The following is a 21,555-nucleotide window of genomic DNA, read 5'->3' as shown; positions in this document are numbered from 1 at the left end:
ATAGTTGATCGACCTTCCTCACCCAGCCGTAGTAGAAGTATTGACGGATTTTATCCATTTTCATCTTCTGTGGTGCAGCGATGATCTTGCGCTGCATGAACGGCTAACGGGCAGGATAGTGTAATCGCTTAGTCGAATATTTTAAATATGGAATTATTGCGGAGGGGGAAATCGTTAAATACAAGAAAACGATGATTTACATTCAACTAATCGTCTTTATTGGATTGGTCAGTGTCATTTTTTTACTCTTAAATCAACAATCTCATAAAGAAAAAATAAACAAAAACAAGTCAATTATTATTAACTTTGACCAAGTGGATTTGGACCGTGTAGATAAAATGGTGAAAAGATTTAATGAAGGTAAGGGAGATAACTTAATGATTATTTCTCCGACAATGGACAGCGGTCCAGAGATTCATGACGTAAATTCAAATGGTAAGGAAATACATTGGATAGTTGATAACACAAGAGACGGATGGAGTGCAGACAAAGGCAAGACGGAATATGTCTGTAAATCAATTCGAATGAATGAAAGAGATGACGAGTTCTTTGATGTTGAATTATCTAAATGTAATAATTTCAAGGAAGATGAACAACTGAGGTTAATATCATTTAGAAAAGAGATATTATAGTAGATGTTTAGAAGAACGCATTAGCGTACGTTAGTTGAGAATTAAGGGGAGTTGTTTGCCACGATCAGCAACAGCTCTTTTTTCATTAGGCCCTGTTAAAGTTAGTTGTTGATAATTGGATTATCAGAACAGATGTTTTAAAATAGTGAAATCATTATATCTTAAAGTTTAAATAAGGGGTGATTATGTGGAAGTTTTCGGAATTATGGGGTTCATATTCGGACTTGTTGCTTTTACGAATGCATTGACCAGTATTAAAAAAGTAAAAGAACTTGAAAAGAGAATTGATGATTTAGAGGGAAAATCGTGAACAATGTCTCAAGCAAACGGGTGCTTTGATTGAATAAGACTATATTACAAAATAGATCTCCCAGACAATTGGTAGTTCTATTTTTTTTTTTTTTTTTTTTTTTTTTTTTTTCACTTACTATCAACATTAAAATTTAACAGAGCCTTTCATTGAAAGTAATGGGCAGGATAATTGAATTTCAACAAATTTTAAAGAAACTTTTTCCAATTTTTGTGCGTCTAACCAGTTATGCTGACATACTAAATGTGGTTCAATCATCAGCCTCGTTTTGCACAAAACTTTATAATAAAAGTGGATTATGCATCCAATCATACGAGGTGAGGCTAATAAACATGAAAGCTAGAAAGATGCTCTACATCACTATACTTCTTATAGCAGTAACGGTTGCAATTCTATGGTCATCGGGGTTATTCAGCTTATGGTTTGGTGGAATGGCTTTTCTTGCAAACAATACAGTAGAATTTACAGATAAAAATGGTCACCAGATAGAAGGAAGGTATTCACTTGAAGTCGATTTGTCAGATTTAGAAAGTAACATTGGAAAAGTGATCTATAATGATGGAGAGCATAGGATTTACATATCATGGCTCAAGGTGACACACAATGGAGGATTTGATATCGGATTTAGATCAAGTGGACAATATTCTTTATCAGGTGCAACGCTAATCTCTGCTCTCCACCATGAGACGATCAACATTCATTCCTTCACTACATCTTCAACTACAATATTGACAGCCGAATATAATGGAAAAACATACAACGCTCAGCTAACAGGTCAATGTGGTTTAAATTATAAGGATGGAGATTGTTTTTCTTTCACATTCTTTTTGAGTGACGTTCCAAATGAAGATCACATTAAAGATGTTGGTATAGTTAATCTTATAATTGCCGATCTATATAAAAATATTTGGATAAAAAAATAAGGTGCTGGACTAACTGGGAACTATAGTTAAACAACACTAATGGCATCGGTCACAATGATCAGCTGCCTTTTTTCATCTACTTGGCAGGTTAGTTAAAACTTTATCTTCCAATATATGAGTTATGATGGTGGAGGATGAGTTTTATATAAGGGGGAATCAAATGCAAAAATTTCAGATTAATATTTGTCTGTTTGTTTTGACCATTACTATTTTAACTGGATGTACAAATCCCTTTTCGATTTCAACGAATACACCGATAACGTCAACTACACCTGCGCTTAACGCACCAACACCAACACCAATACCAACACCAACACCAACACCAACACAGACTCTAATACCAACACTCACTGACAATAAAGTAAAAGAAATTCTCAAAGAACTTATACCAAAAGCGGTAAATGTTTACGGAGTATTTAACGGAACTGAAGCGATTAAATTCGATGAAACTAAAACGATTCCAGGCGACAAAGAATATTTGCTTGTTACAGGTGAGAAAATTAAAATGGGTTTATTCAATAACGTTAAATCAATGACGGATTTTAAAAATGTAATTGAAAGCGTATTTACAAAAGATACCGCCCAAAAGCTATTTTATAGTCGTTATCTAGAAATCATAGACGATGGTAATAAAGAACGTCCCTATTATAAGGGGTATGAAGGACAGCTTTATGTATACAAATGGATCGGAGGACATGGAGGGGCGAGAGATTTTCTGACTGATACCGCCAAGCTGGTAGAACAACACGGTAATATTGCGAAGGTTGTTTTAGATACTACATTGTTTGGCAAACCGGATGATAAATTGACACTAACGATTGAATATGTAAATGATAAGTGGCTTCTGGCATCACCACTTGTACCTACTCTGCCAATATAGAAGACACAATGGAGTGCTGAACTAACGGAGAAAGATAGTGAAGGAGCTTACTTCGCGGAAGATCTTTTTTTGTTCGTTCAAGTAAAGGGAAGATTAGCTAAATGATATAATGTGGTTAGCGTTGTTTATCGATTGAAGGAGGTCTCTATGAATTACATATGGTTTAATTATGAAACGCCAATCTTAGAGCAGTTACCTCATCCGTTTAAAGAAGCAGCGATATTACTCAATCCGTTTATTATAATGCCAATTGGTTGGACAGATATGAAGAAAAAGAGTGAATACGAACATGTTTATCCAGAATTAGAGGAGTCAATAAAACTTGGCAAACCCAAGCCTTGGAAAGAAGTCATGCATGAGACAGGGATAAAATCTTATGAAGAACTTGCTGTTGCTCTAAAGACATCTATATCAGCATTAAAGAAAGAATTTGCTCGAGAAGATTTAGCAGAATTACTTAATTACAATCTATCCAAAGAGTTTTACTATCCTCGCGAAGACAATATATCCGAATATTTAATTACGGGTATTCTCGAGGTTCTGAGTTCTAATGGAGCAAATTCTTTCATGTATTCTGATCCGATTTTTGATCAATCTGGTGAGTTGCGAATAAAGGATGCCACCGAACTGGAAATGTGTGAGTTAGCTCCTAAAGAAATTGTCATAACAGACGAAAGAATGGATTATGCGTTTTTAAGTGTTTACGACTCATTTATTACCTTGTTCCTCTCCAAAGAAAAGAAAATTGAAGAAATCATCAATAAAAATAAATGGGAAGCAGTAATCTGCGGACCAGAAACCTATATTAGTTGGTATTTTGGCAAAATAGAATTTGGCTCAATTGATTAAGCTAATGGAGAACAATAGCACCATGACGAACAGGCAGCCGGCATATCGGCTGCCTGTTCAACTATTGGCTAAGATATTTCAATAGACAAAATATCGGAACATCAAATCTATATATAGGTGATGGCTTGTTTTCCCATTTGTTCCCAAGCTGCAATGAACTTACTTTTCGCAAGCTTTTTATTTTTTCCGTAGGAATCTAGCGGGTCATTGATATAAACGTAATTCGCATCATAGCCAGTAACTAAAACCGAGTGTTCATGCCAGGTGATTTTGACGGGTCCCGACTTCGTATACCATGTCTCAAACGAGTTCGGATCCAGTTGTTTAAATCTCGTGTTGGTAATGATCCAGACCGGAGTTCCTTTCGTTATCCCATTGATGACGCTGCTGAAATCCGAGCCGGTTAAATCTGTGACTCGACCCGGCATGTATTGCGAGGCTAATTCGTAGATCGGGCCATAGTACACCCCGTATCCCGGTTGATTGAGATCATACATATTCCCGACAAAACCCTCGTAAGGGTTTCCGTGAAAGCCATCCTCCCTATAAGGGGCTTTTTTAACCTGAGAAGCAAGTGTCATTTTATCAACATGGATGCCTGCATAATTTAACATCATTGCAAGAGAAGTCACTTCACATCCGCGTGGCAATTCAGGCAATTGAAGGATATGAGGCGCGTCAAGCAGCCTGCCAGTAGATGATTGTATGTAGCCTAATGCGGACCAAGTAATCGGCCCCACTATGCCATCTACGACTAAACTAGTTGCTTGCTGGAAAGCCTTTACGGCTTTTAATGTGCGGTTGCCAAAAATCCCGTCCGCGGCTCCCGGATCTAAGCCTCTGGCGGAAAGGGCTTTCTGCAAGGTGATAACATCATTACCGGTATCCCCAATACGCAGTGTTTTATTAGACATGGATGCACCCGCCAATCTTATGAATTTTAGTAGTGAGTAGAATAGAATATGCATGAATGGGTCTCATGGAGTGGACATGTAGCCTTGGCCATAAGAAATAAACGCCAGCCTCAAGGGCAGACGTTTATTTTCGTTGAGTTCGAAAAATAGTTGACTGAGAAGGGAGTAACCCGGCCCTCGAATTTCTTGTTGATGAACGAACGATACCAGAAGGACTTCGGCGTGGCAGTCCTTCACTCCGCTAACGGGCAGTAATGTTGAATAAATAAAAGATTAACTTATGGTCACGGGATAGGTTATTATGAAAGTATTCTAAGCTATACGGATTGGGTAGCAACCAGTCGTGATGATAATGTTAGTTGAAATTGATGGCTATTTTCACCGAGTTCATATTACAGGTGCCAAGTGTAATAAACAGGAGTTAATACAAAAGTATTTACAAGCAAAAAGGCTGATTTCTAATATTAGAGATTTACCTGAAGTATTTTGCAATCTCCATAGTTTTGAGCAAATACCTCTTGTGATGCAGAGGTTGATTTCGTAATTGATACAGATACTGATAGGATATACAAACCGATTTATTGAGCTAACGAAGAACGATAGTTTGCTTACGACATGATGGCAGCTGGTATATGATCGGCTGCCGTTTTCTATTGAAGTAACGGGCAGTAGAGCGTGGTGGATACTTTTGTATAGAGTTATTTGTGACCTCATAATAAGACCAACGAAGAGTGGGCAAGATTGAACGCTTTATTAACTCCAATAATGTTGTAATATAGACTTAACTCAAAAAATTGGGGTGTGATGGTTTTGAGGTTACAAATTAAAGATTTGAACGGTAATTCGACTCCAACGGTTTTCCATAGATTTTCAATGATTGACAGTATCAGGGATTTCAACCTTGCAATCGAGTCAGGCAAAATATACGGATTAGTTGGTTCTCTTGGAATGGGAGGATGGCTAGTAAGCTATCTCCTCGCAGGAAGAGACCCACGGTTTTTTGAAAACTTGGGGTTATCGAATTCTCCAATAACAATTGATGACCGACCAGCCAACAATGAACTTCTAAAAAGCATTTCTTGTTATATTGGTGAGGGAGTAGCAGAAATTCCTTATAAGGAATTTAACTCATATCCCTCAAAGTTAACTTGGAAATTAAGAAAGATAAAAACAGTAGCAGAGCAGATATCTGAGGGGATCACAAGTAGTGCAAATATCTTATCTTTACAAGAAATTGCAAATCTATTTGAACTATCAGGTATTAATGAGCCTGGATCTGGAAGAATTTATAGACCCCTTGAGTTTAATAGTGGCGAACGATGGAGAGCTACACTTGCAATAGGATTTGCTTTCCAGAAGAAATTGTTTTGTGCACCATGGATTGAGCCACATGGCATTGAGTACATATTAAGCGAATATAACAGAAAATATTTAAAGATACTCCAGGAGGCAGGAGCTTCAATAATTCTGCCTGTTAGTAACGTGAAATATGTAGCTGGAATTGCTGATGAAGTAGTCTACCTTAAAGAAACATTTATCTCCACTACTCAGAGCTAAAGTAACTCATTTTACGCGTTGGGTTGTTGGAACTTAGTACCACTTAGAATCCGTTATGACTAAGCTATCGGAGAACGATAGCTCAATAAAAACGAAGAAACGTTAGCCTGTATAATTGGTTGACGTTTTCTCAACTAAAGGGCAATTTTGTGGAACAATGTTGTGGTAATATGAAGAAGGGGGACCTGAATTTCACAAGGGGGATACTATGGGGAAAATTTTATTGTCTGAAGAAATGACGGTCCAAGTAGAAAGCAAATTAAGAACTGTATGGGATATCAATAAAGCGTACTGGTATCCCTTATTTGATTGTAAGAGAAATGATGTAATTGCATTTGATTCAGAATACATTCACGTACCAGTGAAATTAAAGTTATTAAAGGAAATATTTGAAGAACATAATATAACGACAGCATATGAAATAAGGGAAGATCGTTCTTCTTTTATAATTTCTGATTTTTTTAAGTATGAAATGTGGGATGAAGAACCGTATTTTGAGGTTAGTGAATGTTATTGGTTTGATAATAACATGGATTGGATTATATACGTTTCCCATGAAGGTACAACTACTTTTGGTGGTGAGTGGTTACTGTCAAAAGTAAAAGAAGAGTGGAATGATTGGAAAAATCATATTTCTTGGGATACAAAAAATTAAGATAGGGTTTATTACGCTAACGAGAAACGATAGTTCAATCATGACATGACGGCAGCTGGTATACGATCGGCTGCCTTTTCTATTTACGTAACGGGCAGGATAGCGTGGTCATTTTGCGAATACCTTAAGGTATGGCGAATAATGGAGTTTACGAAGATGAACTAGCCCAAGTGCGAGGTGCATAAAATGAAAAAAGCTGAGTTGATTAAACAAACACAGAGTGAATTTGATGCAATGTTATTAGACAAATCCATCGAAACTCTGAAGATATGGAATTGTAAAATTAAGGACTTTTCAAAACTAAACACTCTGAACGACCTACGGGAATTAGAGATTTTTTCATTTGAAACTGGAACATTAAATAATCTCAAGGAATTGAAGAACTTAGAGAAGCTTAGAATAATCCATCTGCCTCAAATTCATTCACTTGAAGAACTGACTAACTTGGAGAGTTTAACCGAATTATCACTCGAATCATTACCTGGTTGGGATTCATCAGGAAAGACTTTAATTTTTGATAACTTGAATTCTTTAAGTTCACTGACAAATCTAAAGAAACTTGTATTAATGAAAGCTAAAGTGCTCAATCACGGATTATCTCCACTTGAAAAACTAAATAAATTAGAAGTCTTTGAGACTGACAATACATTTTCAGTTAGGGACTTTGCAAAATTGTCACTGAAATTACCGAAAGTAAAATGTGCATATTTTAAGGCATATCATTCAGTAAATTATTCAAAGTGTAAGAAGTGTGATTCATTTAAAGTGAAATTAACAGGAATAGAGAATAATAAAATGCTTTGCCCGATTTGTAATATAGATAAGTTAAAAAAATATGAAATTGAATTTGAGAAACTAAAGAATGAAGGATAGTTCGAGAAGCGACCCATTAAGCTAACGGTAACGATAGTTGAATATCTGCACAAAGATGCTGCCCGCGGGATTCGCTTGGCAGCGTCTTTACGCTAACTGGCAGAATTACACAACAAATACTATTGTTTTAACGTCTAATTGTTAGGTTTCAAGGCTTCAAACTAAAAATGAGGTGTTATATATATATGGCAGTGGAAGCTGAAGTCTTACCATTATTAAAAACAGGGTTTGTGATTATAATGAGCCTGATATTCCTAGTGATTATTACCCTTCTAGTAAAATACAAAAAAGCTGGATATGGATGGTTATTAATGCACTCTATTTTATTCAGTTGGGCATGTTGGGGTTTGATTGATTTATTAGGAGTTAGAGGAACTGATGGCACTATGGCTTCAGAAGAAAATTCTTTGAAAATCGGAATGATTGGTATTATCTGGGCAGCCAGCATGATTTGTATGGCAATAGGATTAATAAAATTAAGACCATCACAGCGTAAAACGGAATAAACAGGGGCTACGATAGTAGGGCAACTTGTCAGAAGTGTTATTACGCTAACGGATAACGATAGTGTAAGATGAATATTCAATAAAAGTGTTGTATTGGTTGGAGGCAAAATGAATGATTATAAGAGAAATGATTGCAGATGACATTACAGAACTTGCACAGTTATATAAACAATTTTGGGACGAAGAATCTTGTATTGAAACAATGCAGGAGCAGTTTAATAAATTGCAAAAAAATAATTCGTACATATTCATAAGTGCGATTGAAAATAAAAAGCTAATAGGTTCTGTTATGGGAGTGGTTTGCGAGGAACTATATGGTGATTGTAAACCTTTTTTAGTTCTTGAAAACATGATAGTTGATAAGAATTATAGGAAAAAAGGCGTAGGGAAAGCATTAATATCCAAGCTTGAAGAAATTGCTACTAAGAAGAATTGTACCCAAGTTATACTTGTAACAGAAAGTAATAGGATTGATGCATGTATGTTCTATGAGTCAGTAGGATATACGCCACAAACTAATAGAGGGTTTAAAAAGAAGCTCAAATAATGTAGTGAATTTACACATTTGTATTCAACTAACGGGTAACGAGAGTTTAATAACCAATTAGGAGATAAAGAACGTGGGAATATTTGATTTATTCAAGAAAGATATAGGAAAAGAGTATATTGAAGAAATAACTAATAAATTGGGTTGTGACTATTGGATTATTAAAGAGAAAGATATTAAAGGTATTATGGCACGGTATCGTCGAGCCCTCATAGAGGGCAAAAAGGAAGGATATAATCCACTTATCATTATTCCTTCAGAGATGATGTTAGAGATTGTTGATGATAGCAATGGGGCTAAAGAATACTCTAAAGATAATCGAGAAACAATCATAGCCAAATCAAAGGAAATTGATGTAAAAAAAATATTAAAGAGACAGCTAGATGAAGTCATGCCAGAGGAAGACGATACTATCACTGGTGAGTTTTCTATTAAGGAACATGTAGACCATTTTCTATCACTTGAGGAAGGCATTAATAAGAAAATAATGATTGTAAAAATTCCTACGGATAAACCTTGGGAAGTAGCAGCTTGGGTTCCGATGGGGGGATTTAATGATTGTCCTATGCCCGAAGAGCAAGTTGCAATATTCAAATACTGGTTTGAAAAATATGGAGCTAGACCGGCTTTAGTAACTTCTGAAGTATGGGAGTTTTTTGTTGAAAACCCACCTAAAACACAAGAAGAATCAGAATCTTTAGCGTGGGAACAATTTGGATTTTGTGGTGATATAGTTTGGCAAGGGGTGGGGACAGTAAATTCACTTGCAGGAACACTAATTAATTCTTCCCAATGGTATTTTTGGTGGGACTAAACAGCAATCTGATAACCAGATTAGAGTTAAGGATGAAGCTTGGCTATTCTAGGTGGCATATGATTAACCTAACGGATAACGAGAGCTCAATAAACAATAAATGATGGCTGCCGATAACAATGGATCGGTAGCCTTTTCTACTAACGTCACTGGCTGACGCACAGTCAGACGTACCTCTTTTTTTTGAAGTATTAATCGTGGCTTTGCTCGGCTTCCGCAGCTCGGTTCCGAAGTAATGGGATGACAGCCCTTCAATAATTGGTCTATAGACCTAACACCACGTCTGCCGATAATTAATAAACTACTCTTGAAGTGACTTGACTCCAAGGGGATGACATTGTCGGATGGAAAAAAAGGCGACGAGAAAACGGCAGACGCATGTTCATGAATTTGAGGGAAGCACGAAGCTGGCAGAGGAAGGAGCGGACAGACATAATCATCGATTTGCAGGTGTAACAGGGCAAGTGATTCGGAGCGGCAAAAGCCATATTCATGAAATCGATCTATCGAATACGGACTTTTTAGACCATTTTCATAATCTCAAAAAAATCAGAACAGGGCCCGCCATTCCTGTCGGCAACGGCAAGCATGTGCACTTCGTCACCGGAATGACGACGCAGAATGATGAGCATAGACACCAATTCAATTTTGCTACGTTAATTGATAGACCGCTTGTATAAACAAACAAAAAAGGCCGGCCAGAGCTTTCTGGCGGGCCTTTTTGTCGGGTGCACTCCGCTCCGTCAAAACTCTCTAAACTTTGACAATATTTCACCTTTGAGGGAAAAATAATTATTTAGCACAACAAACAAGGAGCAGTTTGCCGCGGCAGCTGCTCTCTGTTTTCATTTAAGTAACGGGCAGATTACGCTAATGATAAGTGGTATAATTCAAGTCAACGTGTACATGGGATAATGACGGAATAATGAATCGATTTATGAGAACTAAAGCGGAAATTTTATTTGAGGAAGCGCTAGGAGAAATATATAAAGCAAATAATTATCGAATAATTGGTGAATTGATTGATGTTTTAGAAGATAATACTGAACACGAAGAAGTCATGTGGGGGATAATTCATACAATAGAGTATTTATGTAAATTTTCACCGTATGATGCCTTGAAGCTCCAGATAAACTCCATTCCAGATAACATTGAAAATTGCAGAGAATGGATTGATATTCTTCATTACAGGATTCTGAACCACGATGAATACAGAGTAGTATTTGCATCAGTATTAATAGATGTTAAAAAACAAGTCCAGAAAAAAATTACGTTATTAAATGATATTAAGAATGAGGACCCTGGAAAATTCGAGGGAAAAGTTAAAGAGGGATTAACAATCTGTATAGCTGATTAGAAAAGGTAGACTGATACACGGACCTTATTAAGCTAACGAGGAACAATAGTTGAATAAGTAAGAGGCAGACAGGAACATTGGTCTTATGCTCCTAGCTGCCTACAATTGAAATGTAGCTCACCAATTTAAGACGTTATTTTGACCGATCGGATATAACAGGAAAGTGATCAAGTGCTCATCTTTCGACACAATAGCATAACCGTCATCTTTGAAGGTTAGCGTATTATGGTTCATCAATATATTCTTCTTCATTCGGAATGCTGTTCAAAAGGTTTGTATCTTTTCTTTTCTGATCTTGCTCGGTGTCGCAGTTAACAATACACTTCATGATTTCTTCGGAGTTGTCTTGAATGTTAGTGTACTCAACCATGGATGTACCTCCTTTCATCGAGATTAGATTTTCCAATATCAAGAAAATTATTCGAGTGGTGATATGGATGCTTTCATTGAAGGGGCAACCCATTACGCTAACGGAGAACATTAGTTCAACATTCATATCTAAGGAGGCTACCGAAGATTTGCTCGGTAGCCTATTGTGCTTTCGTGCAGTATTAGGTAATAGAATTGTATTGGAACTTCAATATCTGCGTTCGTAAAATAGAACATTGGGACAATATCGATCAATACGAGTACCGAGCCGACATAACCTTTGAACGGCAAAATTTCGCGCGCACATGCTGAGTAATAATTACTAATACCTCAAAATGGGTTGTGGAAAGAATTGAGGTTATTAGCGATATGACAAAATAGTTTGAAACATAAAATCAAGAGGAAACGATTTTTTTGAAATATTATTTTAGATATTCGACAAATAGTAACAACCTTATTGTATCTGTCTGTTTTATAATATCTTAGTCGACTTATTGAACAGAAACGGAGATACGTGAAATGGAGCAATTCCTCTTAGAAAAAATCGAAACAGTGCGTCTTCAAATGGTTCAAGAAGCATTAGTACAAGGCAGTCTTACAAATGAAAATGTTGTTGCAATTAGCCACGAATTGGATAGATACATCTCTTTATATCAGAAGCTAAAAGTGGATACAGTACGAGTAATTGAGCAATATGAGAAGTTAGTAGTTGCATATTAGGAAATACGCCATATTAACGTTACTTTTTTAGATTAAATAAGTATACGTTCTGGCACGAGAATTTCCTTAAATCGTGAAGAAGCACCGATATAAATGGTAGTCATTTTTGCTTTTGTTTTTTCATTACAGTTCCTGTCGGATGACAAGCTCAATGTCCGGATCAAGTTCTTTTGACGTAGGTGCATTCAGTTGAAAATTGAATTTCCGTTACGCTAACGGAGAACTATAGCTTAATTAACCAAAGGGCTGCCGCGTGGCAGCCCTTTGCTCAACTAACGGGCAGATTTGTTTAATTGTGCAATAATGAACACTTCATTGCGTATGTATAAATAATACAATTTGTGGAGTTGATGGAAGTGCCAAAACACATCATTATATTATCTTGGGTTCATTTTTATTCTTGTGCATTTGGACAGCTATTGCTTTGTTTGGAGTGATTAAAGGAAGAAGTGTGGGGTAAATAGCAGATGGGGGTGTGTTAGTTGGATGAAGAAACCAGATTTAAAGTATATAAGGATTGGGCAGAGCGATTTGATTGTGATATTTCATCAATGACTATTCCGAACGTCATAGTCCGTGAACACTCCAAGACTTTGCAAGGATATAATGGTATTTATTGCTTTTTTAATGGAACGACAAGCATTATATCGTCTCCCACTAAGTATACCTCATATATAAAAAGGGCCATCAGTGGTAGACATCCAATGGAAACTTTTGATGCGAATTTTCTTGTAAAGTCAATTGATATAGGTAAATACAAGGTTATTGGTCCTGCATTTCAGGGATACATTGATAGGGCTTCATTTCTTGAAGCATCTTCCATTGAAGTTGTAGAACTTGTAACTTCAGATCAACTATCTCTACTTAATGATTTGCGTAAATCTTGCTCTGAAACAGAGTGGGAGCATAGCTCCATGGAAATCAATAGACAACCAATACTAGCAAGGATATCTGATGAAAGAATTGTAGCAGCAGGTTCTTGGAGAGTAGAGGAATCTGGTTTTCTTAGCGTAGGTATTTTAAGTCACCCAGATTTTCGAGGTAAAGGAAACGCCAAAGCAGTTGTAAGTGCTTTAACTAGGAAAGGGTTAGAAGATGGTTTCACGATGCATTATCAAACTTTAATGTCCAATAGTTCGTCAGTAGCTATTGCTAAATCGCTGGGATTTGAAAAATTAGCTTGTACTTTGGCTATAAGGATTCTTGAGTAATTCTTGGATTGGTTTTAGTCGGTAATTAATTTAAGTGGTTAGTTATTCTAGTGCTAATGAGGAAATATAGCTAAATAAACATTAGGAGAAGGCTGCCGAAATTAATTGATCGGCAGCCTTCTCAGCTAACGGGCAGTTATGCAAGCAACAGCACATAACCCTGCACCACGTATCCTAAGTGTATGTAGAGGGCATTATATGAGCATGTTTCGTGTATGGGGTGAATGATAATGATTGGAATATATGCAGCCCTTGTTATGTTCATCATAATCGGTACTATCGGGTATTTGATGTATAGGGAGATCAAGTATATTGATCGTGAAAATGTATCCGGCTTAGACTTCAATCAGATCAAGGCTGCAAAGCAAGTGGAAGAGGTAGCCAAGGACGTAGGCGAAAGCCTTGAAGAGCTTAGAAAGATCCATGCTGATATGGTCCAAAGGCAAGATGAAGAGAAAGTAAAGACGAAGGAACCAAACAGTCATTAAGCTAACGGGTAACGATAGCACAATGATCAACAGGCTGCCAGAATAATTGGCAGCCTGTTCAGTTATCGGGCAGATTTGCTTATCAACAGTAATGAGCTGAGAGAATGCTTGGCACAAATTTTTTAGGTATTGTAATTAGCCACGCATCGTATTATGTATTGTAGGAAATTCTATCTTCATCAGGAAGGAGTGGGTAGGATGAAACAAGAGTCAAAAACTGAAACGGGATCATTGAATGACAATAAAGAGGATTACGATTTGATTCGCGAATATGCTCAACAGCTCAATTGGGGAATAGAAGCTCTTGATGAGGATTCGGAAGTTACAAGTCACCAATCAATTGATGAATATAATCATATTTAAAGAGTTATTCCCAGCTGGTTTCGACTGAAGGACTATATTTTCTCGTCTTTATGGTATGGGACTCTTGACAAAGTATTCAATAAAAAGCCGATGATCCACTACAAAATATAGTGGATCATCGGCTTTTGTAATTTTATAGGTAGAGGGTGATGAGACATGTCTGGAGATTTTTATTGTGATGAGGTTTTAAGTAACCGAACTCCTGTAGTGAAAGTAATTGTTGTCAAAAAGGTAGCTTCCAGAGTGGTATCCGAATATGGAGCTTGTAGAGTAATAACGAATCTTGGGAAATATCAAGATTCGAAACATCTCCATTTCCACGTGGTTTACGGTCAGCCCATAAACGGAGCAGATTGAGCTAACGCAGAACTTTAGTTTAATCATGACATGACGGCAGTCGGCAAACGATCGGCTGCCGTTGTCTGTTGAAGTAGGGGCAGTTTAGCGCAACTATTGGTGATTATACGCGTCTTGATATGGGGGGATTTGCAAACACGGAAACAAGCTGATGAGGTGAAATATGATTCAGGGAGTAATTATCGAAGGGTTATCTAAATAAACATGAAGAAACGGCAACCTGCATATAACCGCATTATCTCCTCTGCTTCCCCAATTAGGAAACAACTATGTCTAATGGACGGTCTATAAAGTTAAAAACCGCCTCAAGGCGGTGAAGAGTACTTACATCAATTGGCTCGACGATGGTTATGTTTAGCTTTAATGATGCGGTAACAGAGCTTGATAGAATTCGGCACGGAAAATACTTTTTCAAAAAGATATGAGAATGCTGAACGGTTTCCTCGTTTCGTGTTGCATTCAATGCAAGAAGCGAGTAAGTTTTGGGGAAGATCTGAGCCTCCTTTGCTTGAAGGGACAATATGATCTACAGTCGTTGCGGGACGTCCACACCACAAACAAGTGTAATGATCCCGTTTTAATGCAGCTTTTCGATAGTCTCGAAATAAAAATGGGTTGTAAAGTAATTGGATTGTCTGCTCGTCAATCCAGACTGCACGGGCTCGATTAACTTCCCTCCAAGCCCGGTGAAGTAAACATGGGGTTAGTTTTTGGCCATCCACATTGAGTACTCGTATCATAATGAATCGCCTCCTAAGGCTAATTTTAGTATAACCACAGACAATTTGTTTATTTGATACGTTGTTATGTCTGTTGGAGGAGAGAGGAGTGTCGGATAAGTTAAATACCTTAGCAGCTCGATAATAGAAGCCTCGCTGGGAAAGCTCCCGCGGGGCTCTTTTTGTTAGGATCTACCATTTGAAAGCTTGGTCAAAGAACGAACAGAGCATGATTGGGGCCCATCGATTTAACACAAAAAAGAACCTTGATTTATCATTTATCAAGGTTCTTTTTCATTTGTGGAGATCTTCTTGTTGTATTTTTCATGACATGTCTTCCGAATTCCCTTATTTTTTAACCACAGGCACCCAAAATTCGCCGTAGAAAGTGCCGTCGCCGTTATCTTTGCGATAAGTCGCATTTGGACCACCAATGTAAGCATAATCAGTGATTTGGCTCAAGACTTCGCCAAAAGCACGGTAAGTCAGCTTATCAAACAAAGTTTCCTTGTCGCCATTCCCTGCGACCACGATGTACTCGCTCTCTGGAAACTCGATGATGCGCGTTGCGTCAGCCACTGATTTGCCAGCTTCTACCGCGAAATAATTCCACGGTTTTCCTTGATAAACCTCATTGACTGACCATTCGCGATCATCTTTTGCAGCGCCTTTGAGCTTATTAAAACGCCCGTCAGCCTTTAGTTTGTCCCAAAATTCGGTCTTTTCTTTTTGCAAAGCTGGCATGTCTTGAAAATTCGACTGGATTGAAAAACCATAAGCGGTCAATGTGAATGATTTTTTGTGTTCAAGTGTGTAAACTGTCATGTGCGTGCTCCTTTTATCGGTATAACTTCTGGGAGGTCAGGCTCTATTTGTTTTTTTCGACTTTATTTACACGAAGCCACATTTCGCCGTAGAATTCACCTGTTTCATTTGCTTTAACGAACGTTGAGTTACCAGGGCCAACGTATTTGTATTCTGTGATTTCTTGGATAAGGCCGCCGAAAACTTTGCCTGTGATTTCGTCAGCAAGGCGGTCTTTGTCAGCGCCTGTCCCAGGCACGACGAGGTAATCGCCAGCGAGGAAATCGAGGACGACCGCGCCTTCCACGTTGAACTCACCCATTACGCCGAAGCCGCGCCAAGGCTTGTGGTCGAGGTTGTAATTGATTTGATATTCTTGCCCGTCAGCGAGTGCGAGAAGTTTAGCAAGCTTGCCGTTTTCAGTGATTTCAGCTTTTTTCGCTGCAGTTTTTGCTGCATTACCTGCCCAGTCGTTGTAGTCGTCAAATGAAACACCGAAAGCAGTCATTTTGTAGTTTTCTGAGATTGTTTTGATGGAGTAATTAGACATTTTGTTCTCTCCTTTGTGGGATTTAATCTTTACAAGACTGATTCTATTCGCCAAATGTATCAAAAATTGATACTCTTTATTGGAAAGCGGAAATGTAAATCCGTCGATGCAGACATTTTATGCTACATTTTTGATATAATAAAATCATGAAGAAAACAGAACGAGTGAACCTGATCATGCGTTACATTAATAACCGCGCGCATTTTACGATTGCCGAGATTCAACGAGAGTTTAAGATTTCCCGCGCGACGGCGATACGCGACATAAACGAGATTCAAGCAATGGGTTTTCCGCTGACGTCCGAGCTTGGGCGCGGTGGTGGATACAATGTCCTGCAAAATCAATATTTGCCCGCCGCCCGCTTCACGCCAGATGAGCTGAAGGCGATATTTATCAGCTTTATCGCCTCGAAAAATTCGCAGCTACCTTATCTGCAAAATCGCCGCTCAATCACTGAAAAACTTATCGGCATCGCATCGCAAACCCAGCAAGACGAGCTGATCGAGCTGAATAATATCTTGCTTTTCGAAAATACAAATCCCGCCAATCCGAATCTTTTGGAGCTCGATGATACGGCACCTGCGGAGCTAAACCAGCTGATTTCGCTTGCTGTGAGGGATAAACATTTACGCGTGACTTATGAGCTGAGTCTTGGTTGGCCGATGTTGCTGGACGTTTTTTTGCTGCATATATTTAACTCGAACGCTCAGTGGCTGGTCGAGGTTTATGATTTTGATACGGATGAGTTTCGTTATTTGCCTGTTGAGATGCTGCGGGATTCGGCAATTTCTGAGCAGGAGATGAAGTTGTCTAAACAAGAGATTTTAAACAAGAAACTGCTTCGTGCACGTGAATCTAACCTTGTTGTGAAACTTGATACAATTGGGATTCAGCGCTTTAAGCGTATGCACCCACCTGGAATAATTTTGTCCTTAACTGGGATGTTTCAGTCGAGCGGGACTTTCAATGTTCAGTTGGATGTGACCGATGTTGAGGCGCTGGCGTATTACGCGGATTGGCTTTTGTTTTTGGGGAAAGGGGTCGAGTTTGAGCGGATTCCTGATGAACTGCGTGTGATTTTGGAAGAGCGTTTAGCCAATTTAAGATTCTCTTGAGGCTTATCTGAGATTTTTCTTTTTGCGATAAACCAGTAGGTACAACGAAAGTCGCATAGTACGCGGCTTTTTTTATTGATTGTATCGAAGTTCTTGTCGTATGTTCAGAGAAGGGAGGATTGGGTTTAAGGTTGTTTTATAATATAAAACATGGAGGACGAAATGGCCTGGAGTAAATTGAAACAACATCTAGAGAGTTTTCTCAGTCCTGCGCTATATGGAAGGGTCGAATACCTTTCAACCAGCTATCGCTATTTACCAGATAAAACAGGACTTTGTTATATTGCGGTAGATAAAAAGAACGTACTCAATATGAGTAATACCTTAATCAGATGGTATCAGACAGAGTTGGAAATTAAGAATGATTCAGATATCCAGATTCCAATTAACAATGAAGAAATCGAAGCGGTCAGGAAAGAAACCAAAGGGAGTGTTCCGGAGGATCGTTTAAAAGTAATAGCAAGAAGTAGAAAAATATCGGAATATGCAAAGGAGCTTTTGTCAGCACAGTCATCATTAAGTAAATCAAATTTTATCGTTATAGCAAACAAGTTTTTATCCATTTCTATAGAGGAAAGCATAGAGAGCAATGATATCTTATTGAATATTCTAGCTTTGGTTGACAGACGAGTTGGAAAAAAACGAATTTTAAACATGACCGAGAAGATGAAGTTAAAGCATCCAATTGTACAGTATTTTTTTGAACTACGACTTCGTACATATGAAAAATAAATAACTCATTCACCTACAAACGGGAGGTCTTTTTTGCGAACATTCTTGTTGTTTTTTGGAGATAGTAACTTCAATAAAAAATATCATTTCAGAGTTGAATAAAAATATTTTTGATTGGAAGGGAATTTGTGAGAACAAGAGGGAAGTACCTTCTAGCAGCATTGGTATGTATAATGCTTGGGATCGGTTCGAGGATGAATACCTCCGCGCTGCCCGAATTTGTGGTGAACCAGTTCGGTGACGCTCTCTGGGCGGCTATGATTTATTTCGGCGTTCGTGCAATATTCATCCGAATGTTATCTTTGAAAGCCCTGGTGCTTAGTCTTGGCTTCTGTTTTGTAATTGAATGCAGCCAATTGTACCAAGCAGAATGGATACGTTTTGTAAATCAAAACGAGGAGGTACTTTATGAGTTCCATTCTTTACGCTAACGCAGAACTTTGAGGAGGGGCTAACAGTTGGAAAGTAGGTTGCCATTATTTATTGTAACGGGTGCAAGTGGGTCAGGAAAAACATATGTGCTTAACGAATTACGCAGAAAAATGCCTGATTTTGATATATTTGACCCAGACAATATCATTGAGTTTATTGGGCATGATTGGGAGAAAATGCGTAATATTTGGTTACGCGTTGCGCGAAATATTGCACAAAGTGGACGAATGACTATCCTGTGTGGAACTATGATGCCTTGGGATAAATCCACCGATGCCTACTATTGATACAACAAAAGCTGAGGTAAGTTTTATTGCATCACAGATAAGGGATTGGGTTTTCCAAAACTCCGATACGGTTATAGCTAACGAGGAACTATAGCGCAGGAGCTGCACTGAAGCGGCTCTTTTTTATATAAGAGCTAATGAAAGGGAAATCAACCTATGAAGAAAATATGGACCGATTTTAAATGGTTCCATTAAGCCTTTTCGGATTCGGTGAGCCAGTAGATCGATTTATTTCAAGCAAATAATTAACAATGCGTGATCTCACAAATTTGGGTTAAAAAATGTTTAATTGAGAGCCACATTAAGAATAGCCCTCCTGCAAGAATAAACACTGCTCCCGCAATTGCAATCCAAATATGCGTCTTCGTTCTACCGATCTTGTTTCTATTTCTGTTATTCCGTTCATCCGTAGGTTTTATATAGCTCCCTCCTCTTCCTCACCAACCATACTCACCCCATACCGTGCCAACGCCTTCGTCGACGTCTCCAACATACGCATTTTCAAAAAATCCCCCTCAATAACCCGAACACGTTTCCCTAGAAAACGGATCTTGGAGAGGAGATACTCTACTTCGTCGCCAAACAAGATGACCCGCACGCGGTACAGATCATGCTCCGAATCGAATTCAACGTCTTTTTCGAAGCTGGAGAGTGCGTATAGGATACGCGACAACTCTCTATTGTAATCACGAACCACTTCAAGGAGAACTTCGCTTCTCCGAGCGTCGAGGGCCATCTTAATTTTTACAAGGATGCTTTCTGCTTCAATAGTTTGCAATGCCTCTGCAGTGACGGAAGCAATCTTATCCAATTTGGTACGCATGAATGTGTGTAGCCGAAGGTGGAACCAGAGTAGATACCATTCTCTTTTGACCATGGAATATTCTAATTTATAGGGCAGCCCTGACTGGTCCGAATGAATGCGTCCACCTTTGATCTCGTAAGATAAACGGATTCCACTTTTCTCAGTTATAAGCCTTCGTAAAGAACGCAGAAGCGGGTGATAGACCTGTTTCTCCCTGCTGCGGGCTTTTTCAATGAGATGGTCAGAGGTATCCATGACTCGATCTTGCCCTAGGATAGCGCGCAGCTTGCTCAACGTATCAGGAGTGAAAGCCTCAACTGCCGCATGATGCCCGAGCATCGTTTTCAGCCAGGCTCTTTCGTGCGAGGTGACCATGAACGTACCCGAGTCCTCAAGACGGGAAATAATCTGATAGTTAAAAATCTTCTCAAACAGATTCATAGTAAGCTTGAATCTCCTTCCATTCAGCGATCATTTCTCTGCGGAACTGATTAGGTGCAAGTACCTCACAGCTAGACCCGAAGCTGCGCAGCCACGGCTTAATTTCAGTCGTCCCGTTAACCGTGATCTCATAGATGAAAGAATGCTCGTCTTCATCCACGATTTGTCCCCATTGGCCTTGCAGCAATACGCGCTCCCTAACAAAGTTAGGCGCAGAACCTTCTGGATTGTAAAATCGGGCACGAACCATCACAGGTTGCCCGGTGTCAATCAGCCAGCTATAGCGAATTTTCTCCATAAGCTCGTTCGTCCTGTTCGCAAACACATCCTCGGGCACGGGTTCATCTTCTTCAATCTGTGTAATTCCTTCCAAACGATATTTCCGAATCCCCTCTCTGCCACTTGCGAGTAGATACCATCGTCCGTACTGGTGATCGTAGACCACTTTGATGGGGAGCGTTTTCTCCATCTTACCGTTGGTATCCCGTTCGAATAACGGGTTAGTGTTCTTGGAGGCGTAGCTTCTTTCGGACTTTGGTGAAAAATATAAGAATCGAATCTTACGAAGGCTGCGGATGGCAGTGAGGATCGTGAACAAATGCGCTTCATCTAAGATTCGGGAATAATAGTGATACTTATATAAAAAAGGCTCAATGGCCTGCTTCTCGGCTTGTTGGCGAGTAAGATGCTTCTTCAAGCCATCGCGCAGCAAATATCCTTGAACAGAAGGTACCTGTGTGTTCGCCATGACATCCACGAAATCATAGAGATCATAAAGTTCCTCGTCCGACAGTCCATGGATCAAATCATTTTGGATGCGGTAGCGATATGGACGAGCACCCGCCTTTCTTGTAATGACACCAACTTCTTCCAAATATTTGAGGTCAGAACGAATTGTTTTCTCATCTGGCAGAGATAAATCGGCAGACTGACTGCTACAGATGATGTCTAACAGCTCCATGGCTGTCAAAGCTTGTTCGTTCATCGCGGCTAAAAGCAACGAGATCCTCTGAGATTCCGATTCCTTCAGAGATTTGGCTCGAAATAAGAATAGCAGCATCGGATCGGTGGACTCGTAATAGCTGAAGCGAATCGTTTCGGCGAACTCTTTTCGCTCCTCCTGCGGTAAGTGTTGATATGAGGAGCTTGCGATCTCTTTTAACCGTCGAATGGTCTTGTCAAAAGTATGGATAGAAATGCCCAGTCTCTCTGAGAATTGCTGTCTGTTGTAGGCACCACTCGTTAGCACGAGCATGCGTAGGAACTGGATTTCTTTATCAAAGCTTTCCTTAGCCACCACAATCCTCCGTTCAATCTACATCTAACTTCATTGTAACAGGGGATG

At 38.9% G+C, this 21,555-nt stretch carries 28 protein-coding genes; 21 read left to right on the top strand and 7 right to left on the bottom strand.

Annotated elements, in window-relative coordinates:
* The first annotated feature begins 191 nt into the window (after positions 1–191).
* From AC58QC_RS25535 to AC58QC_RS25520, 4 genes are all read left to right on the top strand, one after another.
* Positions 192–632: a DUF4362 domain-containing protein gene (locus AC58QC_RS25535; protein ID WP_497417859.1), complete on the top strand. Its 441-nt coding sequence runs from the start codon at positions 192–194 to the stop codon at positions 630–632.
* Between the two features lie 642 nt (positions 633–1,274).
* A complete protein-coding gene (locus AC58QC_RS25530) occupies positions 1,275–1,865 on the top strand; it encodes a hypothetical protein (RefSeq protein WP_497417858.1) in 591 nt (196 codons plus the stop codon).
* A 160-nt stretch (positions 1,866–2,025) separates the two neighbouring features.
* A complete protein-coding gene (locus tag AC58QC_RS25525; protein WP_497417857.1) occupies positions 2,026–2,745 on the top strand; it encodes a hypothetical protein in 720 nt (239 codons plus the stop codon).
* A gap of 147 nt (positions 2,746–2,892) precedes the next feature.
* The gene (locus AC58QC_RS25520) at positions 2,893–3,594 is read left to right on the top strand and encodes a DUF2711 family protein (RefSeq protein WP_497417856.1); all 702 of its coding nucleotides are present in this window, start codon (positions 2,893–2,895) and stop codon (positions 3,592–3,594) included.
* A gap of 107 nt (positions 3,595–3,701) precedes the next feature.
* On the opposite strand, the gene AC58QC_RS25515 is transcribed toward AC58QC_RS25520, so the two are convergent.
* Positions 3,702–4,508 (bottom strand): C39 family peptidase, encoded by an 807-nt coding sequence (locus tag AC58QC_RS25515; protein ID WP_497417855.1) that lies wholly within the window; start codon positions 4,506–4,508, stop codon positions 3,702–3,704.
* Between the two features lie 810 nt (positions 4,509–5,318).
* Between AC58QC_RS25515 and AC58QC_RS25510 the strand changes: the two genes are divergently transcribed.
* From AC58QC_RS25510 to AC58QC_RS25475, 8 genes are all read left to right on the top strand, one after another.
* Positions 5,319–6,065: an ABC transporter ATP-binding protein gene (locus AC58QC_RS25510; protein WP_497417854.1), complete on the top strand. Its 747-nt coding sequence runs from the start codon at positions 5,319–5,321 to the stop codon at positions 6,063–6,065.
* A 208-nt stretch (positions 6,066–6,273) separates the two neighbouring features.
* Positions 6,274–6,720 (top strand): hypothetical protein, encoded by a 447-nt coding sequence (locus AC58QC_RS25505; RefSeq protein ID WP_497417853.1) that lies wholly within the window; start codon positions 6,274–6,276, stop codon positions 6,718–6,720.
* A 186-nt stretch (positions 6,721–6,906) separates the two neighbouring features.
* Positions 6,907–7,593 (top strand): leucine-rich repeat domain-containing protein, encoded by a 687-nt coding sequence (locus AC58QC_RS25500; RefSeq protein ID WP_497417852.1) that lies wholly within the window; start codon positions 6,907–6,909, stop codon positions 7,591–7,593.
* A 185-nt stretch (positions 7,594–7,778) separates the two neighbouring features.
* The gene (locus AC58QC_RS25495) at positions 7,779–8,099 is read left to right on the top strand and encodes a hypothetical protein (protein WP_497417851.1); all 321 of its coding nucleotides are present in this window, start codon (positions 7,779–7,781) and stop codon (positions 8,097–8,099) included.
* Positions 8,100–8,211: 112 nt separating this feature from the next.
* Complete coding sequence (locus tag AC58QC_RS25490; protein WP_497417850.1) at positions 8,212–8,646, top strand: GNAT family N-acetyltransferase; 435 nt, start codon at positions 8,212–8,214, stop codon at positions 8,644–8,646.
* Between the two features lie 73 nt (positions 8,647–8,719).
* The gene (locus AC58QC_RS25485) at positions 8,720–9,460 is read left to right on the top strand and encodes a DUF4253 domain-containing protein (RefSeq protein ID WP_497417849.1); all 741 of its coding nucleotides are present in this window, start codon (positions 8,720–8,722) and stop codon (positions 9,458–9,460) included.
* A gap of 344 nt (positions 9,461–9,804) precedes the next feature.
* Positions 9,805–10,140, top strand: a complete 336-nt coding sequence (locus AC58QC_RS25480; protein WP_497417848.1) for a YmaF family protein — start codon at positions 9,805–9,807, stop codon at positions 10,138–10,140.
* Between the two features lie 257 nt (positions 10,141–10,397).
* Positions 10,398–10,817, top strand: coding sequence for an Imm30 family immunity protein (locus tag AC58QC_RS25475; protein ID WP_497417847.1), 420 nt, complete (start codon positions 10,398–10,400; stop codon positions 10,815–10,817).
* A gap of 223 nt (positions 10,818–11,040) precedes the next feature.
* Here the strand turns inward: AC58QC_RS25475 and AC58QC_RS25470 are convergent, their stop codons facing one another.
* Complete coding sequence (locus AC58QC_RS25470; RefSeq protein ID WP_497417846.1) at positions 11,041–11,187, bottom strand: hypothetical protein; 147 nt, start codon at positions 11,185–11,187, stop codon at positions 11,041–11,043.
* A gap of 518 nt (positions 11,188–11,705) precedes the next feature.
* Here AC58QC_RS25470 and AC58QC_RS25465 point away from each other — a divergent pair.
* From AC58QC_RS25465 to AC58QC_RS25445, 5 genes are all read left to right on the top strand, one after another.
* The gene (locus tag AC58QC_RS25465) at positions 11,706–11,906 is read left to right on the top strand and encodes a Spo0E family sporulation regulatory protein-aspartic acid phosphatase (protein ID WP_497417845.1); all 201 of its coding nucleotides are present in this window, start codon (positions 11,706–11,708) and stop codon (positions 11,904–11,906) included.
* Between the two features lie 482 nt (positions 11,907–12,388).
* Entirely contained in the window at positions 12,389–13,117 is a 729-nt protein-coding gene (locus tag AC58QC_RS25460) for a GNAT family N-acetyltransferase (RefSeq protein WP_497417844.1), read from the top strand.
* A 230-nt stretch (positions 13,118–13,347) separates the two neighbouring features.
* Positions 13,348–13,605: a hypothetical protein gene (locus tag AC58QC_RS25455; protein WP_497417843.1), complete on the top strand. Its 258-nt coding sequence runs from the start codon at positions 13,348–13,350 to the stop codon at positions 13,603–13,605.
* Between the two features lie 198 nt (positions 13,606–13,803).
* Positions 13,804–13,968, top strand: coding sequence for a hypothetical protein (locus AC58QC_RS25450; protein WP_497417842.1), 165 nt, complete (start codon positions 13,804–13,806; stop codon positions 13,966–13,968).
* Between the two features lie 156 nt (positions 13,969–14,124).
* Complete coding sequence (locus AC58QC_RS25445; RefSeq protein ID WP_497417841.1) at positions 14,125–14,325, top strand: hypothetical protein; 201 nt, start codon at positions 14,125–14,127, stop codon at positions 14,323–14,325.
* 329 nt (positions 14,326–14,654) lie between these two features.
* On the opposite strand, the gene AC58QC_RS25440 is transcribed toward AC58QC_RS25445, so the two are convergent.
* From AC58QC_RS25440 to AC58QC_RS25430, 3 genes are all read right to left on the bottom strand, one after another.
* A complete protein-coding gene (locus tag AC58QC_RS25440) occupies positions 14,655–15,065 on the bottom strand; it encodes an HNH endonuclease (RefSeq protein WP_497417840.1) in 411 nt (136 codons plus the stop codon).
* 327 nt (positions 15,066–15,392) lie between these two features.
* Positions 15,393–15,869 (bottom strand): GyrI-like domain-containing protein, encoded by a 477-nt coding sequence (locus AC58QC_RS25435; protein WP_497417839.1) that lies wholly within the window; start codon positions 15,867–15,869, stop codon positions 15,393–15,395.
* Between the two features lie 43 nt (positions 15,870–15,912).
* Positions 15,913–16,398, bottom strand: a complete 486-nt coding sequence (locus AC58QC_RS25430) for a hypothetical protein (RefSeq protein ID WP_497417838.1) — start codon at positions 16,396–16,398, stop codon at positions 15,913–15,915.
* A 146-nt stretch (positions 16,399–16,544) separates the two neighbouring features.
* On the opposite strand from AC58QC_RS25430, the gene AC58QC_RS25425 reads away from it, so the two are divergent.
* The 4 genes from AC58QC_RS25425 to AC58QC_RS25410 all read left to right on the top strand — a co-directional run bounded on the left by AC58QC_RS25425 (position 16,545) and on the right by AC58QC_RS25410 (position 18,964).
* Entirely contained in the window at positions 16,545–17,513 is a 969-nt protein-coding gene (locus AC58QC_RS25425; RefSeq protein WP_497417837.1) for a helix-turn-helix transcriptional regulator, read from the top strand.
* A gap of 162 nt (positions 17,514–17,675) precedes the next feature.
* On the top strand, positions 17,676–18,245 hold the full coding sequence (locus tag AC58QC_RS25420; protein ID WP_497417836.1) for an SF0329 family protein: 570 nt from the start codon (positions 17,676–17,678) through the stop codon (positions 18,243–18,245).
* A 173-nt stretch (positions 18,246–18,418) separates the two neighbouring features.
* Positions 18,419–18,676 (top strand): ribosomal maturation YjgA family protein, encoded by a 258-nt coding sequence (locus AC58QC_RS25415; RefSeq protein WP_497417865.1) that lies wholly within the window; start codon positions 18,419–18,421, stop codon positions 18,674–18,676.
* Between the two features lie 27 nt (positions 18,677–18,703).
* Positions 18,704–18,964 carry a hypothetical protein gene (locus AC58QC_RS25410; RefSeq protein ID WP_497417835.1) on the top strand — a complete coding sequence of 87 codons (261 nt, stop codon included), beginning with the start codon at positions 18,704–18,706 and terminating at the stop codon, positions 18,962–18,964.
* Positions 18,965–19,379: 415 nt separating this feature from the next.
* Here the strand turns inward: AC58QC_RS25410 and AC58QC_RS25405 are convergent, their stop codons facing one another.
* Both AC58QC_RS25405 and AC58QC_RS25400 read right to left on the bottom strand, forming a co-directional pair.
* Complete coding sequence (locus tag AC58QC_RS25405) at positions 19,380–20,210, bottom strand: WYL domain-containing protein (protein ID WP_497417834.1); 831 nt, start codon at positions 20,208–20,210, stop codon at positions 19,380–19,382.
* Positions 20,197–21,507, bottom strand: a complete 1,311-nt coding sequence (locus tag AC58QC_RS25400) for a helix-turn-helix transcriptional regulator (protein ID WP_497417833.1) — start codon at positions 21,505–21,507, stop codon at positions 20,197–20,199. The genes AC58QC_RS25405 and AC58QC_RS25400 overlap by 14 nt, the downstream gene beginning before the upstream one ends.
* Positions 21,508–21,555 lie beyond the last annotated feature (48 nt).

The sequence above is a fragment of the Paenibacillus sp. J22P51 genome, assembly GCF_059692215.1.
The sequence above is the reverse complement of the archived record's forward strand: the minus strand, read 5'-3'. Positions and strand labels throughout refer to the sequence as shown.

Bases quoted from the DNA above. Each gene is read 5' to 3' on its own strand.
- AC58QC_RS25435 (WP_497417839.1), bottom strand. From the start codon at position 15,869: ATGACAGTTTACACACTTGAACACAAAAAATCATTCACATTGACCGCT.
- AC58QC_RS25425 (WP_497417837.1), top strand. From the start codon at position 16,545: ATGAAGAAAACAGAACGAGTGAACCTGATCATGCGTTACATTAATAAC.
- AC58QC_RS25465 (WP_497417845.1), top strand. From the start codon at position 11,706: ATGGAGCAATTCCTCTTAGAAAAAATCGAAACAGTGCGTCTTCAAATG.
- AC58QC_RS25420 (WP_497417836.1), top strand. From the start codon at position 17,676: ATGGCCTGGAGTAAATTGAAACAACATCTAGAGAGTTTTCTCAGTCCT.
- AC58QC_RS25450 (WP_497417842.1), top strand. From the start codon at position 13,804: ATGAAACAAGAGTCAAAAACTGAAACGGGATCATTGAATGACAATAAA.
- AC58QC_RS25525 (WP_497417857.1), top strand. From the start codon at position 2,026: ATGCAAAAATTTCAGATTAATATTTGTCTGTTTGTTTTGACCATTACT.
- AC58QC_RS25495 (WP_497417851.1), top strand. From the start codon at position 7,779: ATGGCAGTGGAAGCTGAAGTCTTACCATTATTAAAAACAGGGTTTGTG.
- AC58QC_RS25405 (WP_497417834.1), bottom strand. From the start codon at position 20,210: ATGAATCTGTTTGAGAAGATTTTTAACTATCAGATTATTTCCCGTCTT.
- AC58QC_RS25475 (WP_497417847.1), top strand. From the start codon at position 10,398: ATGAGAACTAAAGCGGAAATTTTATTTGAGGAAGCGCTAGGAGAAATA.
- AC58QC_RS25440 (WP_497417840.1), bottom strand. From the start codon at position 15,065: ATGATACGAGTACTCAATGTGGATGGCCAAAAACTAACCCCATGTTTA.
- AC58QC_RS25520 (WP_497417856.1), top strand. From the start codon at position 2,893: ATGAATTACATATGGTTTAATTATGAAACGCCAATCTTAGAGCAGTTA.
- AC58QC_RS25445 (WP_497417841.1), top strand. From the start codon at position 14,125: ATGTCTGGAGATTTTTATTGTGATGAGGTTTTAAGTAACCGAACTCCT.
- AC58QC_RS25530 (WP_497417858.1), top strand. From the start codon at position 1,275: ATGAAAGCTAGAAAGATGCTCTACATCACTATACTTCTTATAGCAGTA.
- AC58QC_RS25505 (WP_497417853.1), top strand. From the start codon at position 6,274: ATGGGGAAAATTTTATTGTCTGAAGAAATGACGGTCCAAGTAGAAAGC.
- AC58QC_RS25470 (WP_497417846.1), bottom strand. From the start codon at position 11,187: ATGGTTGAGTACACTAACATTCAAGACAACTCCGAAGAAATCATGAAG.
- AC58QC_RS25415 (WP_497417865.1), top strand. From the start codon at position 18,419: ATGCTTGGGATCGGTTCGAGGATGAATACCTCCGCGCTGCCCGAATTT.
- AC58QC_RS25500 (WP_497417852.1), top strand. From the start codon at position 6,907: ATGAAAAAAGCTGAGTTGATTAAACAAACACAGAGTGAATTTGATGCA.
- AC58QC_RS25430 (WP_497417838.1), bottom strand. From the start codon at position 16,398: ATGTCTAATTACTCCATCAAAACAATCTCAGAAAACTACAAAATGACT.
- AC58QC_RS25515 (WP_497417855.1), bottom strand. From the start codon at position 4,508: ATGTCTAATAAAACACTGCGTATTGGGGATACCGGTAATGATGTTATC.
- AC58QC_RS25480 (WP_497417848.1), top strand. From the start codon at position 9,805: ATGGAAAAAAAGGCGACGAGAAAACGGCAGACGCATGTTCATGAATTT.
- AC58QC_RS25490 (WP_497417850.1), top strand. From the start codon at position 8,212: ATGATTATAAGAGAAATGATTGCAGATGACATTACAGAACTTGCACAG.
- AC58QC_RS25535 (WP_497417859.1), top strand. From the start codon at position 192: ATGATTTACATTCAACTAATCGTCTTTATTGGATTGGTCAGTGTCATT.
- AC58QC_RS25455 (WP_497417843.1), top strand. From the start codon at position 13,348: ATGATTGGAATATATGCAGCCCTTGTTATGTTCATCATAATCGGTACT.